The organism is Pseudomonas sp. AP42, from assembly GCF_001728935.1.
Classification (GTDB): domain Bacteria; phylum Pseudomonadota; class Gammaproteobacteria; order Pseudomonadales; family Pseudomonadaceae; genus Aquipseudomonas; species Aquipseudomonas lactis.
Genome location: NZ_LYSO01000128.1, coordinates 1 through 16,370 on the forward strand (window position 1 = coordinate 1; position 16,370 = coordinate 16,370).

Genomic DNA, 16,370 nt, shown 5'->3' on the forward strand with positions numbered 1-16,370 from the left:
GCCGTTGAGCGCTACAGCGTTGTGTAGATACCGCCACGATAGTGTCAGAAAGAACAGCTCAGAACATCGGCCGAGCCGAAGCCACTGCCACCACCACGAACCCGACAATCAAGTTAATCCCCACCAACCTGCGAATCTGCCCCAGCGCAGCCGCGCCCGCCGGCCAATCTTCAGTCGCCACCGCCGCCTTCAGCTCCGGGAATTTCAACGCCTGGATGCGGATAAACAGCGCCGTCATCACCAGGTACAAGCCCATCATCACCTGCACATAACGCGGCGCGGTTTCAAAACCACTGAAGCGCAGGTGAAGCAAACCCATGCCGCTGATCGGCAAAAGCACCACCGCCACCCATACCCACACAAAAAAACGTTGAAACACATTTGCCCATAGCTTGAGCCGGGCAGGGCCCTCAAGTGCCGCCATGGCGGCGGGGCGCAGGATCATCCAGGCGAAAAACATGCCGCCGACCCAGATCAATGCGGCCAGTACATGCAGGGTATAAGCGAGGCTAAACGCGGTCATTGTGGTACTCCGTTCTGCGCGGGATTAATTAGCGGGGTATGATAGCGGCCGATCCGAACCACTGAAAATTTATCCAGCGTTTTTTGCGCCCGACTATCCATGATCAGCACTGAACTCAAAACCACGATCCAGGGCGCCTATTCGCGTTTTCTCGAAGCCAAAAGCTTGAAACCGCGCTACGGTCAACGCCTGATGATCGCCGAAGTGGCAAAAGTCCTCGGGGATATCGACACCGACGACGAAGGCCGTCGCGAGGGTGAGCCTGCGGTAGTGGCCGTTGAAGCCGGTACCGGTACCGGCAAGACCGTGGCCTACAGCCTGGCCGCGATCCCCACGGCCAAGGCCGCTGGCAAGCGCCTGGTGATCGCCACCGCCACCGTCGCGCTGCAAGAGCAGATTGTCTACAAAGACCTGCCCGACCTGATGCGCAACAGTGGCTTGAACTTTACCTTCGCCTTGGCCAAGGGCCGTGGCCGCTACATGTGCCTCTCCAAGCTCGACGTATTGCTGCAGGAAGGCCACGCCCAAACCGCCACCGCCTCCTTGTTCGAAGAAGAAGGCTTCAAGATCGAGGTGGATGAGGTCAGCCAGAAGCTGTTTACCAGCATGATCGAGAAGCTGGCCGGCAACAAATGGGACGGCGACCGCGACAGTTGGCCCACTGCCCTGGAAGACTCCGACTGGGCGCGCCTGACCACCGACCACAGCCAATGCACCAACCGCCATTGCCCCAACTTTGGCCAATGCGCCTTCTACAAAGCGCGCGAAGGCATGGGCAAGGTGGACGTCATCGTCACCAACCACGACATGGTATTGGCTGACCTGGCCCTGGGCGGCGGCGCGGTACTGCCCGACCCACGCGACACCCTCTATGTGTTCGACGAAGGCCACCACCTGCCAGACAAGGCCATTGGCCATTTCGCCCATTACACGCGCCTGCGTTCCACGGCCGACTGGCTGGAAACCACCGCCAAGAACCTCACCAAGTTGCTCGCCCAGCACCCGTTGCCCGGCGACCTGGGCAAGCTGATCGAGCAAGTGCCGGAGCTGGCGCGCGAGATCAAGACCCAGCAGCAGTTCATGTTCAGCGCCTGCGAGCAGGTTGCGGACTTCAAGCCCGGTGAAGACGTCGAGGGCCGTGAGCGCCCGCGCCATCGTTTTGTCGGCGGGATGATCCCCGAGCACATGCGCGAAATGGGCATCGAGCTGAAGAAAGGCTTTTCACGCCTCACCGACCTGTTCACGCGCCTGACGGACTTGCTCAAGGAAGGCATGGATGGCGAGGTCAATATCGGCATCGCCAGCAACCAGGCCGAAGAGTGGTACCCCTTGTTTGGCAGCCTGCTGTCTCGTTCCCAAGGCAATTGGGAGCTGTGGACCGCCTTTACCGTCGAAGACCCGGAAGACAACCCGCCCATGGCCCGTTGGCTGACGCTGTCGGAAAGCGGTGCGCTGTTCGATATCGAGGTCAACGCCAGTCCGATCCTCGCCGCCGAAATGCTGCGCCGCAACCTGTGGAACGTCGCCTACGGCTGCCTGGTGACTTCGGCCACGCTGACAGCCCTGGGCACTTTTGACCGCTTCCGCATGCGCGCCGGCCTGCCGAAAAAGGCCGTTACCGCCGTGGTACCCAGCCCGTTTCATCACGCTGACGCCGGCGTGCTGCGGGTGCCAGACCTCAAGGCCGACCCACGGGACGCGGCCGCGCACACGGCGGCGATCATTCGCGATCTGCCGTCGCTGGTGGAAGGCTCCCGCGGCACCCTGGTGCTGTTCTCGTCGCGCAAGCAGATGCAGGACGTGTTCGACGGCCTTGACCGCGACTGGCGCAAGCAGGTGTTTATCCAGGGCAACCTGTCCAAACAGGAAACCCTGAACAAGCACAAGGCGCGGGTCGACGGTGGGGATTCCAGCGTGTTGTTCGGCCTGGCCAGCTTTGCCGAAGGCGTGGACTTGCCCGGCGCTTACTGCGAACACGTGGTGATCGCCAAGATCCCGTTCTCGGTGCCGGATGACCCGGTCGAGGCCGCACTGGCCGAGTGGATCGAAGCCCGAGGTGGTAACCCGTTCATGGAAATTTCGGTGCCAGATGCTTCACTGAAGCTGGTACAGGCCTGCGGGCGGCTGCTGCGTACCGAAGAAGACCGCGGCACCATCACTTTGCTCGATCGGCGCCTGGTTACCCAGCGCTATGGCAAGGCGATCCTCAATGCCTTGCCGCCGTTCAGGCGCGAAATTTCTTAAGCCACTGTGGGCGGATTCGCCCACTGCGTGGTCTATCTCATCACTATCGTCAGGCCAGTCATCGGCCGTTTGGGAGAACTTTGTTCGTATGATCCGCACGCTGCCCGCTCTTTTTGCCCTGCTGTTCGCTGCGCCGTTGATGGCGGCGCCCGAGGGGCAACAAACGCTGTTCAACTTCGTCAGGCCTGCCGATGTGGTCAAGGTGGCGACCCAGGACGCCAGCCTGCCGCAATACAACGCCGAACAAACGCCCGAAGGCGAGGTGCTGCGCCGTATCACCTTCAACCCGGCTGCCGAGCCGAGCCTGGTGCTCAGCCCGCAGACGGGTACCTGGGACTGGTCGCAATCGAGCGCCATGAGCCTGCGTATCCAGAGCGCGATGAACTGGGCGCTGACCCTTTACGTCAAGGTGCAGAGCGCCGACGGCAAGACGCTCGTCAGCCGCATCGACCTGCCGGCCGGCCCGGCCCAGACGCTGCTCGTCCCGCTGCAAGCCAACTCCCCCCTGAGCCAAGGCATGAAGGCCGGCCCGCCGATGCCAATGACCGTGGATGGCCAGCGGGTGTTGCTGGCCGCCAGCGCCGGGGAAGTCGACCGCAGCCAGGTCGTCTCGGTGACCCTGTCGATGCTCAAGCCCAATGCCGCCCAAAGTATCCTGCTGGAGCGCTTCGGCGTGCAGGACAGCGAGCCGGTAGTGAAGGCCGCCTACACTGAACTGGTGGACGCCTATGGTCAGTCCACCCGTGCACGCTGGCCGGAAAAGGTCAGCAGCGACGAGCAACTCAAGGCATCTGCCGCCAAGGAACAACAGCAGCTCAAGGCCTGGCTGGCCGAGCGGGACAAGTCCTCCTTGGATCAATACGGCGGCTGGAAAAAGGGCCCGGCCTTCGACGCCAGCGGTTTTTTCCGCACTCAGAAGCGCGACGGCCGCTGGTACCTGGTGACGCCGGACGGGCATCCGTTCTACTCCCTGGGGGTGAACACCGTGGCGCCGGACAACAGCCAGACCTACGTGGCGGGGCGCGAGTGGATGTTCGCGGCGCTGCCCAAGGCCGGCGAACCTTTTGATAAGTACTACGGCAGCGACGACAGCCGCACCGGCAACGGCGCCGGCGAAGGTCGCGGCTTCGGTTCGGGGCGTTGGTACGATTTCTATGGCGCCAACCTGCAACGCACTTACGGCGGTGACGCGTTGGACCAGCCACGCTGGGTGACGCATACGCTCGATCGCCTGCAAGCCTGGGGCTTCAACACCGTCGGCAACTGGAGCGATCCGGACCTGGCCACTGCCGACCGCGTGCCGTACACCTTGCCGCTGTCGATTGTCGGTGATTATGCCAGCATCAGCACCGGCACCGACTGGTGGGGCGGCATGCCCGACCCGTTCGACCCACGCTTTGCCATGGCCACCGAACGCGCCGTGGCCATCGCGGCCCGTGACCACCGCGACGACCCGTGGTTGATCGGCTTCTTTGCCGACAACGAATTGGCCTGGGCCGGCCCCGGCGAGGATGCAAAATCCCGTTACGCCCTGGCCTACGGCACCCTGCGCATGACCACCGACGTGCCGGCCAAGCGCGCCTTCCTCAAGCAACTGCGCGACAAGTACCGCAATGAAGAGGGCCTTTCCAAAGCCTGGGGCATTCAACTGGCCGGTTGGGAGCTGATGGAAGACCCAGGCTTTGAGCCGCCGATGCCCAGCCCTGAACACCCGGAGATCGAAGCCGACTTCAAGTATTTCCAGAAGACCTTCGCCGATGCTTACTTCAAGACCATCTCTGACTCGCTGAAGTGGCATGCGCCCAACCAGCTGTTGCTGGGCGGTCGCTTTGCGGTGAGTACGCCGGAAGCGGTCGCATCGTGCGCGCAGTATTGCGATGTGCTGAGCTTCAATATGTATACCTTGAAGCCTCAGGATGGTTATGACTTCGCCGCGCTGCGTGCGCTGGACAAACCGGTACTGATCACCGAATTCAACTTTGGCTCTGCCGACCGTGGCCCGTTCTGGGGCGGCGTGACGCAACTGGCCCGCGAAGAAGACCGCGGCGCGGCGTACTCCACCTTCCTCAAACAGGCGGTGGCCGAGCCGTCGATTGTCGGGGTGCACTGGTTCCAGTACCTGGACCAGCCGGTCACCGGGCGTCTGCTGGATGGTGAAAACGGCCATTTCGGCCTGGTCGGCATCACCGATGTTCCTTTCCAGGGCTTTGTCGAGACGGTGCGCAAGAGCAACCTGGCCGCGCTCGACCAACTGGGCCGTGAGGCGCAAAAAGCCAAGGCCACCCAAGCGACGCGTGAAAGTGACGCCGCCAAACCTGGGCGTGACGGCAAAGGCGCGGGGCAGGGCGCCGGGCACCCTGGCGGGCATGCTGGGAATGGGCATTGATTCATCGTTGACGGGTTCACAAAACCCACAATGGCTGAAAGAATGGCGACCACTTTTCATGGTGTTTTCCGAGGGGACTTAGGTGCAGATTCAGGGTCATTACGAGCTGCAGTTCGAAGCGGTGCGCGAAGCCTTCGCCGCCCTGTTCGATGATCCTCAGGAGCGTGGTGCCGGGCTGTGCATCCAGATCGGCGGGCAAACGGTCGTCGACCTGTGGGCCGGTACTGCCGACAAGGACGGTGCCGAGGCCTGGCACAGCGATACCATCGTCAACCTGTTCTCCTGCACCAAGACCTTCACGGCAGTGACTGCCCTGCAACTGGTGGCCGAAGGCAAGCTCAAGCTTGATGCGCCGGTGGCCGATTACTGGCCGGAGTTTGCCGCGGCTGGCAAGGAAACGATCACGCTGCGCCAGTTGCTCTGCCACCAGGCCGGGCTGCCCGCCATCCGCGAAATGCTGCCCACCGAAGCCCTGTATGACTGGCAATTGATGGTCGATACTCTGGCGGCCGAGGCTCCGTGGTGGACCCCGGGCCAGGGCCATGGCTATGAGGCGATCACCTACGGCTGGCTGGTTGGCGAACTGTTGCGCCGCGCCGACGGGCGCGGGCCGGGGGAGTCGATCGTGGCGCGGGTGGCACGCCCATTGGGGCTGGACTTTCATGTGGGCCTGGCGGATGAAGAGTTTTATCGCGTCGCCCATATCGCGCGCAGCAAAGGCACTATGGGTGATGAAGCCGCGCAACGGTTACTTCAAGTAATGATGCGCGAGCCTGCGGCGATGACTACCCGTGCATTTGCCAACCCACCGTCTATTCTGACCAGCACTAATAAGCCCGAATGGCGACGCATGCAGCAGCCTGCGGCGAATGGCCACGGTAATGCGCGCAGCCTGGCCGGGTTTTATAGTGGTTTGTTGGACGGTAGTTTGCTGGAAAGCGACATGCTCGAACAATTGACCCGTGAGCACAGTATCGGGCTGGATAAAACCTTATTGACCCAAACCCGCTTCGGCCTGGGCTGCATGTTGGATCAACCGCAGTTGCCCAATGCCACGTTCGGCCTTGGGCCCCGTGCATTCGGGCATCCAGGGGCAGGGGGCTCAGTCGGCTTTGCCGACCCTGAACATGATGTAGCCTTCGGTTTTGTGACTAATACCCTGGGGCCTTACGTACTTATGGACCCGCGTGCCCAGAAGTTGGTCGGAATATTGGCCGGTTGTCTATAAACCCCTTGCTGTTTCACAATTTTTTGTTACAAAGGCAAGTATAAAAAAGATGCTGAACGACATGTTGTAACTTGAATGTTCTTTTAGCGTCTGTTTAACGGGTCCCGCGACCCCCTGTTTTTTCTCATTTTGTGGATATCTCATGTTATCGAACAAGTCTTTGGCACTGGCGCTGTGTCTCACTATTACGGGTTGTGCACAAACTCCACAAAATGATGCCGAAGGTGGGCATTGGTGGTCATTTGGATCTGACAAAGCGGCAACCAAGGATCCAGTGGCCCAGACCGACGCCAAGCCCGACGCCAAGCCGGCCGCGGGTGCCAAGCCTGTTGAACCTGTCGCCGCTGCAGCAGCGCCTGCCAAGGCTGACACCGGTTACAGCTGGTGGCCGTTTTCCACCAAGAGTGCCGAAGAAAAAGCTGCCGACGCCAAGGCTGACTTGAAGGCCGACCTGAAGGCCGCAACCCCGGCCTCGGACGCGGCGCCAGTCGTCGCCAAGACCGACAGCGAGCCGCGTTGGTGGTGGCCGTTCGAAAGCAAGCCAAAGCCGTTGGCCAAGGTCGACGTGACCAACGTACAAATGCCTGACCCGAAGATCACCCAAGCCTGGCTGGACGAATACGAACCACGCTTGCGTGCGGCCATCAAGGACAGCAACCTGCAACTTGAGCGCCGTGACAACACACTGGTGGTGATTGCTCCGGTAGACGGTTCCTACAACCCCAAGCGCCCGGCCATGTTGCTGCCGGTGACCCTCGGCCCGTTCACACGGGTGGCCAAGGCCGTTGAAGCTGACCCCAAGACCGCCGTACTGGTGCTGGGCCATGTTGATGCCACTGGCAGCGCTCCTGCCAGCCAGGCGTTGAGCAAGGAACGTGCGCAGTCCATTGCCTCGATTTTCAGTCTGAGTGGTCTGAAACAGGATCGCTTGATGCTGCGTGGCATGGGCGACCTTATGCCGCGTGCCGCCAACGACAGCAATCAGGGGCGTGCGCTGAACCGTCGCATGGAAATCATGTTCACTCAGCGTACAACGATGTTGGCACTGCTGAGCAAGTACAACTCGGGCAAGACCCCGCCCGTAGCTGAAATGGTCGCGGTGCAAAATGTGCCTGCGCCAGCGCCGGCGGCAAAAGCACCTGCCAAAAAGGCCACGGCCAAGAAAGCGGCGGCCAAGCCAGCGGCTAAAAAGGCTGCGGCCAAGCCGGCTGCCAAGAAGCCGGCGACTGCCAAAGCCAAGGCGGCACCTGCTTCGAACGACCAGGCGAAAAACTGAGCTGTTGAACCACAAGGATAAAGCCGCATGACCCAGGCACTGGCCGATATGCGCCGTGACTACACACGGGACGGTTTGAGCGAGGCCCAGGCCCCGGGCGAGCCGTTTGCGTTGTTCCACCAATGGTTTGGCGATGCGGTTAAAACCGAACAGCCGCCAGTGGAGGCCAATGCCATGACGCTGGCGACGGTCGACCAGGACGGTCGCCCGCACTGCCGCGTCCTGCTGCTCAAGGGCCTGGATGCACAGGGCTTTACCTTCTTCACCAACTATCAGAGCGCCAAGGGTGAACAACTCGCGGCGCGGCCGTTTGCGGCCATGACCTTCTTCTGGCCAACCCTGGAGCGCCAGGTACGCATTGAAGGGCGCGTGGTCAAGGTCACGCCTGAAGAGTCGGATGCTTATTACCAGGTGCGCCCGTTGGGCAGTCGCCTGGGCGCTTGGGCTTCTCCGCAGAGCAGGGTGATTCGTGATCGCGAAGAGCTGCAGGCGCTGCTCAAGGCCACTGAAGAGCGTTTCAGCGATACCCAGCCCGATTGCCCAGAGCATTGGGGAGGGTACCGTTTACTGCCCGAGCGCATCGAGTTCTGGCAAGGCCGCGCCAGCCGCCTGCATGATCGTCTCAACTACCGTTTGCAAGACGGCCAATGGTCCCGCGAGCGTCTGGCGCCCTGAGCGTCACCTTTCGTCATCCCACCTGAATCAACACCGTTGCGCCGAAGTCTCTGTTCAAGAGGCTCCGGGCGCTTTCGGCTGTGCGCTACACTGATCGAGCCGGTTATGGCATCGTTCTGTACCCTGGCTTGGTTACCGTTCGTCGAGTTCTCTGGTGCTGGCAGTCTGTACTCAGGCTGAATGAAAGCCAGTTTCTGCCTGGCGCGCCGTGACACGCGCCAAGCCACAGCGTTTAATGAATACCTGTCCTTTGGAGTTGATGCTATGCGTAAGTCCGTTTTACTAGTTGCCTGCTTTACCACCCTGTCGTTGTTGTTGGGTGGCTGCGCCTCGAGTCTGACCGGCGACTCGTACTCTCGTGATGAGGCGCGTCGTGTACAGACCGTTCGCATGGGCACCATCGAATCCCTGCGTCCAGTGAAAATCGAAGGCACCAAAACCCCAATCGGCGGCGCTGCGGGCGCAGTCATCGGCGGCGTTGGCGGCAGCGCCATCGGTGGCGGCCGTGGCAGCATCGTTACCGCGGTGATCGGCGCCGTTGCGGGCGGCCTGCTGGGCTCGGCCACTGAAGAAGGCCTGACCCGTACCCAGGGCGTGGAAATCACCGTACGCGAAGACGACGGCAGCATGCGCGCCTACGTACAAGCCGTGCAGGAAAATGAAATCTTCCGCATTGGCGACCGCGTACGCATCATGACCGTCGACGGTACCAGCCGCGTGACTCGCTAAGTCTTAAACTACAGGCGAAGAAAAACCCCCAACCGGGTGACCGGTTGGGGGTTTTTTTGTAGGAGCGAGCTTGCTCGCGAAAAACGTTAACGATAACGCGTGCTCAATGAATGCGGCGCCTGTAAGTTTTTCGCGAGCAAGAACTAGGCGTCCCCCTCGCTCCTACTTCAATCATGCAACGGCGGCTTTCTTGCGACTCGCCATCGCCGTCACCGCATACCCGATAAAGGCCGCCAGGATCGACCCGGTCAGAATGCCCATGCGATCTTCCCCGGCAAACTCACTGGCGCCTGGCACAAACGCCAGGGAGCCGACGAACAGGCTCATGGTGAAGCCGATCCCGCACAGGATCGCTACGCCCAATACCTGGCCCCAATTGGCGCCGCTGGGCAGTGAGGCGATGCCGGTCTTGATCGCCAGCCAGGTGAGGCCGAACACACCGACGGTCTTGCCGATCAACAGGCCGGCGGCGATGCCCATGGGCACGGAGTGGGTGAAGCTTTCCAGGCTGACGCCCGTCAGAGAGACCCCGGCGTTGGCGAACGCGAACAGCGGCAGGATGGCGTAGGCCACCCATGGGTGCAGGGCGTGTTCCAGGCTCAGCAGCGGCGAGGTTTCGGCATTCTTGGTGCGCAGTGGAATGCAGAACGCCAGGGTCACGCCAGCCAGCGTCGCATGCACACCGCTTTTGAGTACGCACACCCACAGGATCAGGCCGATGATCATATACGGCCCCAGTTTGACCACGCCCAGGCGGTTCATCGCAATCAGCGCAATCAAGCACGCTCCCGCGCCCGCCAGGGATGCGGTGGACAAGTCAGCGGAATAGAACAGGGCAATGACGATGATGGCCCCAAGGTCATCAATAATCGCCAGGGTCATCAGGAACAGCTTCAGCGACACCGGTACGCGCTTGCCCAGCAGGGCCAGAACGCCCAGCGCAAAGGCAATGTCGGTGGCCATAGGGATCGCCCAGCCGGCCAGGGCGGCGGGGTTGTCCTTGTTCAGCGCCCAGTAGATCAGCGCCGGCACCACCATGCCGCCGATGGCCGCTGCGCCAGGCAGCACCACTTGGGAAGGCTTGGACAGGTGGCCATCCAGAAGCTCGCGCTTGACCTCCAGGCCGATCAGCAGGAAGAACAGGGCCATCAGGCCATCGTTGATCCATAGCAGCGCCGGCTTGGCGATTTTCAGCGCGCCAACCTGTGCAACCACTGGCGTGTCGAGAAAGGCGTTGTACAGGTGCGACAACGGTGAGTTGTTGATAATCAGCGCCAAGGCAGCAGCGGCGATCAACAACAGGCCACTGGCGGCTTCCAGCTGGAAGAAACGGGTGAAAGTGCTACGCAGAGGCAAGGGATGCTCTCCAATCCAGGTTCAATAGGTGGGTACCCTAACCCGTACCGTTAGTTGTTAAAACAAAAGTTATATTCTTATTTGTTATAAGAGATGGCCCGGGACATCGGTGAGCCAAAGACTAGCAATTGTGTGTCCGATTGCGTCATCACTGTATCTGTGTGGAGTGTAGGAAACATCTTAAGATCACCGCTGAAAACCTTTAGAGAAGCCACCATGAGCGACCACCGTAACTGGGCCCGCGAAGCCATTCGCATCATTGAAGCGGACTTCCAGCGCAGCGCCGATACCCACCTGATCCCGCTGCCATTACCGGGTTTGCCAGGCATCGAGTTGTACTTCAAGGATGAGTCCAGCCACCCCACCGGCAGCCTGAAACACCGGCTGGCGCGCTCGCTGTTTCTGTATGCGCTATGCAATGGCTGGCTCAAGCCGGGCGCCCCCGTCATCGAAGCGTCCAGTGGCTCCACCGCGATCTCGGAAGCCTACTTCGCGCGTTTGCTCGGCTTGCCGTTTATTGCCGTCATGCCCGCTACAACCTCTCAAGAAAAGATCGCCCAAATCGCCTTCTACGGCGGCAAAAGCCATCTGGTCCAAGACCCGACGCAGATCTACGCCGAATCCGAACGCCTGGCCCAGGAAAGCGGTGGCCACTTCATGGACCAGTTCACCTACGCCGAACGTGCCACCGACTGGCGAGCGAACAACAACATTGCCGAGTCGATCTTCCAGCAGATGCGCTTTGAACAGCACCCGGAGCCGAGTTGGCTGATTTCCAGCCCTGGCACCGGCGGCACCACCGCGACCCTGGGCCGCTACGTGCGTTATCGCCAGCATTGCACCCGCGTGTTGTGTGCCGATGCCGAACGCTCGGTGTTTTTCGACTTCTACCAAAGCGGTGACGCTAGCCTGCGCCTGGACTGCGGCTCGCGGATTGAAGGGATTGGCCGCCCACGGGTGGAGGCATCATTCCTGCCGGCGGTGATTGATGCCATGGTCAAGGTGCCAGATGCATTGTCCCTGGCGGCCATGCATTACTTGGCTGAGCGTTTGGGGCGACGAGTGGGTGGTTCCAGCGGGACCAACCTGATCGGTGCGCTGATGGCGGCGCAACAGATGAAAGCAGCGGGGGCGTCGGGGTCGATTGTCGCGATCTTGTGCGATGGCGGAGACCGTTACGCCACGACCTATTATGATCAGGCGTGGCTGGCGGGGCAGGGCTATGAGCTGGAGGGTTTGATCGCGGCTGTAGCAGCAAGTGTCGAACGGGGTGAAGCGCTACCCGATAGCATCCTGCGGGCCAATATCTGACACCCTGCGAAACAGTGTGGGAGCCAGCTCCCACCTTTGAATGTATTCACACATTAAATTCTGTAAACCTGTTCAACTGTGGCTTGCCTGCGAACAGGCCCTCCCAGTCGATACATCTCTAACTCTCCTGCGCTCTGTAGGCCCCCGGCGTCAACCCCGTCCACTTCTTGAACGCCCGATGAAACGCCGACGGTTCGGAAAACCCCAATTGTTCGGCGATCTCCTGTAAAGACAAATCCGCCCGCCCCAAGTGGTAAATGGCGATATCCCGGCGTAACTCATCCTTCAATGCCTGAAAACTCGTGCCTTCTTCGCGCAGATGCCGGCGCAGGGTCTGTGGGCTGATGTGCAGGTGCTGGGCGACGGCTTCCAGGTCTGGCCAGGGCGTGCGGTCGCGGCTCAGCAGGCGGCGCAACTGGCTGCTCAGGCTGTCGCCTTCATCCGGGCGCGACAGCAAGTCTGCAGGCGAGCGCTGCAAGAAGTGCTTGAGGGTGCGTTCATCCTGCAACAGCGGCAGGCTCAGGTAGCGGCTGGGAAACACCAGGCTGCTGGTCGGCGCACCGAACACCTGGGGGCAGGGGAACAGCAGGTCATATTCACCGGCATGGCCCGGCATCGGGTAACTGAAGGTGGCCTGCTGCAACCGGATACGCTGGCCGATCAGCCAACTGCCCAGCCGATGCCAGATCACCAGCAGGCATTCACTGAGGAAGTGATCCGGGTCCCATAGCTGCGAGTCGTCCAGGCTCAGGCGCGCCATGTCGCCTTCTTTGGTCAGCTGCCAGCGCGGGCCTTGGGGGAACAGGCTGTAAAACAATAAGCCGCGCTCCAGGGCCTTCTCCAGCGTGCGGCAATGAATCAGCGCGTGGCACATCATGGCAAAAGTGCCACGTTTGCTCGGCCCTTCGGCAAACCCCAGGTATTCGTCATCCAGCCCCAGCCAGAGCATTTGCAACAACCGGGTAAATTGCTCTGGAGCGATGCGGGCGCGGGGCTCGGTCAGCAGTTCCGGGGTAATGCCCACCTGCTGCAACACCCCCGAGTAGTCAAAACCGGCCCGGCGCGCACCGCCGAGGGCTGCTCGGGCGTAATGGCTGGCGATGGTACGTTCACGCATGCAAGGGCCTCATCCATGGAGTGGCGGATGGTAGCCATCACTCGGCGGGGCGACAAGGCGGATATCCGCCAAATTGTAGGACGAGACAGGATGGCTGGGCGGAAATCCGCCACCTTGTTGCACACACCAGAGCCGCCCGTGAACCCCAAGCCCTGATGTCTAAAGGCCTTCAGCGCGTTTAAGCAAAGTGGCACGCTGTTTGCGATAGGGATTACAGCGCAGGCTTGTTCCTACAGGCTTGGCAAACAACAAATCCCTCCAGTGCAGGAGGGTTCGCAATTCAAGTGCCGTGGGCAATGGCGGATATTTGCCACACGGGACGATTGAGGAACTTTGCAATGACGACTCGTCAGCCAATCTACAAATCCCTGTATTTCCAGGTGATCGTCGCAATCGTTATCGGTATCTTGCTCGGCCACTTCTACCCGCAGACCGGCGTGGCCCTCAAGCCACTGGGTGACGGCTTTATCAAGCTGATCAAAATGGTCATCGCCCCGATCATCTTCTGTACCGTGGTCAGCGGCATCGCTGGCATGCAAAGCATGAAGTCGGTCGGCAAGACCGGCGGCTACGCGCTGCTGTACTTCGAAATCGTTTCCACCATCGCCCTGCTGATTGGCCTGGTCGTGGTCAACGTGGTGCAGCCGGGCGCCGGCATGCACATCGACGTCGCGACCCTGGATGCTTCCAAAGTGGCGGCCTACGTCACCGCCGGTAAAGACCAGAGCATCGTCGGCTTTATCCTCAACGTCATCCCGAACACCATCGTCGGCGCGTTCGCCAATGGCGACATCCTGCAAGTGCTGATGTTCTCGGTGATCTTCGGTTTCGCCCTGCACCGCCTGGGTGCCTACGGCAAGCCGGTGCTGGACTTCATCGATCGCTTCGCCCACGTGATGTTCAACATCATCAACATGATCATGAAGCTCGCGCCAATCGGTGCCCTGGGCGCCATGGCGTTCACCATCGGCGCCTACGGTGTCGGTTCGCTGGTGCAACTGGGCCAGTTGATGATCTGCTTCTACATCACCTGCATCCTGTTCGTGGTACTGGTGCTGGGCGCTATCTGCCGCGCTCACGGTTTCAGCGTGTTGAAGCTGATCCGCTACATCCGTGAGGAACTGCTGATCGTACTGGGCACCTCTTCTTCCGAATCCGCACTGCCACGCATGCTGATCAAGATGGAGCGCCTGGGCGCGAAGAAGTCCGTGGTCGGCCTGGTGATTCCAACCGGTTACTCCTTCAACCTCGACGGTACGTCGATCTACCTGACCATGGCGGCTGTGTTCATCGCTCAGGCGACCGACACCCACATGGACATCACTCACCAGATCACCCTGCTGCTGGTGCTGCTGCTGTCGTCCAAAGGCGCTGCTGGCGTAACCGGTTCGGGCTTCATTGTACTGGCCGCTACCCTGTCGGCCGTTGGCCACCTGCCGGTTGCCGGCCTGGCGCTGATCCTGGGTATCGACCGCTTCATGTCCGAAGCCCGTGCCCTGACCAACCTGGTGGGTAACGCAGTTGCCACCATCGTTGTGGCCAAGTGGGTCAAGGAACTGGACACCGACAAGCTGCAAAGCGAACTGGCGTCTGGCGGTACCGGTATCTCCGAAACCCGCGAGCTCGATGACCTGGGCGTGGCTGAAGGCCCGGCGCCTGTCGTCAAGTAAGTGGCTGCTGGCGTGAACTGACGCCAACGCTATCCGCAAACGCCCCGACTGGTTCGGGGCGTTTGCGTTTCTGGCGGGATACAACGGATATTTTTGGTTTACAGTGAACGCGACAGTACTTACCGGAGGCCTGATGGACAGTGTGGATCTGAACGTCCTGCGCAGCGTGCTGCAATGGCGCCGTGCCGGGCAGCGTGTGATGTTGTACAGCGTGGTGCAAACCTGGGGCAGCGCGCCGCGCCCGCCGGGGGCGATGCTGGCCCTGCGCGGTGATGGCGTGGTGATTGGCTCGGTGTCGGGCGGTTGCATCGAGGATGACTTGATTGCGCGCCTGCAAGATGGCCGCTTGCCTGCTGACGGCCCGCCTGTGCAGTTGGTGACCTACGGCGTCACTCGCGATGAAGCGGCACGTTTTGGCCTGCCCTGCGGCGGCACCCTGCGGCTCACCGAGGAGCGCGTGGAAGAGTGGGGTTGGGTCCAAGCGCTGCTGGCGCGTTGTGAAGATCATCAGATTGTCGCTCGCGAGCTGAATCTGGCCACGGGCGAGGTGACCTTGAGCGCCGCCAGCAAGACCGATGTGGTGAGCTTCGACGGCGAACGCTTGCGCGCCATCTACGGCCCGCGCTGGCGCCTGCTGCTGATTGGCGCCGGGCAGCTGTCGCGCTACGTAGCGCAAATGGCGCGCCTGCTGGATTTCGAAGTGCTGATCTGCGACCCCCGCGAAGAGTTCGTCTACGGCTGGGAAGACCAGCATGGCCGCTTTGTGCCGGGCATGCCCGACGAGGCGGTGTTGAATATTCATACCGATGAACGCACGGCCATTGTCTGCCTCACCCACGATCCACGTCTGGATGACATGGCGTTGCTGACGGCACTGAACTCCAGGGCGTTCTATATCGGCGCCCTGGGTTCGCGGGTCAATACCCAGAAGCGTCGGGAGAACCTGGCTGCGCTGGGCCTGTCGGCGGAGGCCATTGCGCGTTTGCACGGGCCGATCGGCCTGCACATCGGCAGCCATACGCCGGCGGAAATTGCGCTGTCGCTGATGGCGGAAATTGTTGCGATCAAGAACGGGGTGGCACCGATGCAGAAAAAGCCGTTGGCAGTGGTGGCCGAGTGACGGCGACCGCAATCGTGCTGGCGGCGGGGCAGGGCAGTCGTTTTCGTGCCGAAGCCGGAGCTGATCAAGATAAGTTGCTTGCCGCTTGTGTGGGGCTGGACGGCGTTACCCGGCCGGTCATCGAGCAGGTGCTACGCAATTTGCCTCGGCGTGTCGAAAAGCGCTGGCTGGTGACTTCACCGGAGCGCGCAGAGGTTATCCGTCTGGCAAAGGCTTATGGCTGTCAGGTTGTGCTGCTGGATTCGAGCGGGATGGGCGACAGCATTGCGACGGCGGTCAAGGCCAGCGGTCCTGCGGATGGGTGGCTGGTGGTGCTGGGGGATATGCCGTTTATCCAGTCAACGAGTATTGAGCGGGTGATTGCCAGCGTGGAGGGCATTACTGTGCCGGTATCTGCCGGACAATACGGGCATCCAGTGGCTTTTGATCGCACGTTTGGACCGGCGCTGATGGCGCTGAGTGGCGATCGCGGAGCCAAGCCGTTGTTTGCGCAAGCACAGGTGCGGGAGATGCAGGTGGATGATCCCGGTGTGCTTTGGGATGTGGATGTGCCGCAACGGTTGAGTTTTAGCGCAGGTTAAGTGTGGGAGTTGGCCTGCCAGCCGACACTCTCTACCTGAAGCCCCACGACCCAACTGTGGGAGCGGGCTTGCTCGCGAAGGTGGCCTGGCAGTCAACACAGTTGGATCATGTACATATCCATTGCTGCGGTAACGGCCACTTAGGGTTCCGCTC

The 16,370-nt window shown here is 61.2% G+C and carries 13 protein-coding genes; 10 read left to right on the top strand and 3 right to left on the bottom strand.

The window, feature by feature from the left end; all coding sequences use genetic code 11:
* Positions 1–58 precede the first annotated feature (58 nt).
* Complete coding sequence (locus A7K61_RS26995; protein WP_069558732.1) at positions 59–523, bottom strand: CopD family protein; 465 nt, start codon at positions 521–523, stop codon at positions 59–61.
* 99 nt (positions 524–622) lie between these two features.
* Here A7K61_RS26995 and dinG point away from each other — a divergent pair, with 99 nt between their 5' ends.
* The 6 genes from dinG to A7K61_RS27025 all read left to right on the top strand — a co-directional run bounded on the left by dinG (position 623) and on the right by A7K61_RS27025 (position 9,061).
* A complete protein-coding gene (dinG, locus tag A7K61_RS27000; RefSeq protein ID WP_032893148.1) occupies positions 623–2,767 on the top strand; it encodes an ATP-dependent DNA helicase DinG in 2,145 nt (714 codons plus the stop codon).
* Positions 2,768–2,855: 88 nt separating this feature from the next.
* Positions 2,856–5,153, top strand: coding sequence for a beta-galactosidase (locus tag A7K61_RS27005; RefSeq protein ID WP_069558733.1), 2,298 nt, complete (start codon positions 2,856–2,858; stop codon positions 5,151–5,153).
* Positions 5,154–5,235: 82 nt separating this feature from the next.
* Entirely contained in the window at positions 5,236–6,381 is a 1,146-nt protein-coding gene (locus A7K61_RS27010; protein ID WP_003189247.1) for an EstA family serine hydrolase, read from the top strand.
* 142 nt (positions 6,382–6,523) lie between these two features.
* Positions 6,524–7,657 (top strand): OmpA family protein, encoded by a 1,134-nt coding sequence (locus A7K61_RS27015; protein WP_083263131.1) that lies wholly within the window; start codon positions 6,524–6,526, stop codon positions 7,655–7,657.
* A 27-nt stretch (positions 7,658–7,684) separates the two neighbouring features.
* A complete protein-coding gene (pdxH, locus tag A7K61_RS27020) occupies positions 7,685–8,332 on the top strand; it encodes a pyridoxamine 5'-phosphate oxidase (protein ID WP_069558735.1) in 648 nt (215 codons plus the stop codon).
* Positions 8,333–8,596: 264 nt separating this feature from the next.
* Positions 8,597–9,061: a glycine zipper 2TM domain-containing protein gene (locus tag A7K61_RS27025; protein ID WP_003189251.1), complete on the top strand. Its 465-nt coding sequence runs from the start codon at positions 8,597–8,599 to the stop codon at positions 9,059–9,061.
* A gap of 171 nt (positions 9,062–9,232) precedes the next feature.
* Here the strand turns inward: A7K61_RS27025 and nhaA are convergent, their stop codons facing one another.
* Complete coding sequence (nhaA, locus tag A7K61_RS27030) at positions 9,233–10,417, bottom strand: Na+/H+ antiporter NhaA (RefSeq protein WP_069558736.1); 1,185 nt, start codon at positions 10,415–10,417, stop codon at positions 9,233–9,235.
* A gap of 216 nt (positions 10,418–10,633) precedes the next feature.
* Here nhaA and A7K61_RS27035 point away from each other — a divergent pair, with 216 nt between their 5' ends.
* Positions 10,634–11,728 (top strand): PLP-dependent cysteine synthase family protein, encoded by a 1,095-nt coding sequence (locus A7K61_RS27035; protein ID WP_069558737.1) that lies wholly within the window; start codon positions 10,634–10,636, stop codon positions 11,726–11,728.
* 118 nt (positions 11,729–11,846) lie between these two features.
* On the opposite strand, the gene A7K61_RS27040 is transcribed toward A7K61_RS27035, so the two are convergent.
* Complete coding sequence (locus A7K61_RS27040) at positions 11,847–12,845, bottom strand: AraC family transcriptional regulator (protein WP_069558738.1); 999 nt, start codon at positions 12,843–12,845, stop codon at positions 11,847–11,849.
* Positions 12,846–13,183: 338 nt separating this feature from the next.
* Here A7K61_RS27040 and A7K61_RS27045 point away from each other — a divergent pair, with 338 nt between their 5' ends.
* From A7K61_RS27045 to A7K61_RS27055, 3 genes are all read left to right on the top strand, one after another.
* The gene (locus A7K61_RS27045; protein WP_003189258.1) at positions 13,184–14,515 is read left to right on the top strand and encodes a dicarboxylate/amino acid:cation symporter; all 1,332 of its coding nucleotides are present in this window, start codon (positions 13,184–13,186) and stop codon (positions 14,513–14,515) included.
* 133 nt (positions 14,516–14,648) lie between these two features.
* Positions 14,649–15,635, top strand: coding sequence for an XdhC family protein (locus A7K61_RS27050; RefSeq protein WP_044272651.1), 987 nt, complete (start codon positions 14,649–14,651; stop codon positions 15,633–15,635).
* Positions 15,632–16,216 (top strand): NTP transferase domain-containing protein, encoded by a 585-nt coding sequence (locus tag A7K61_RS27055; protein WP_069558739.1) that lies wholly within the window; start codon positions 15,632–15,634, stop codon positions 16,214–16,216. The genes A7K61_RS27050 and A7K61_RS27055 overlap by 4 nt, the downstream gene beginning before the upstream one ends.
* Positions 16,217–16,370: the final 154 nt, after the last annotated feature.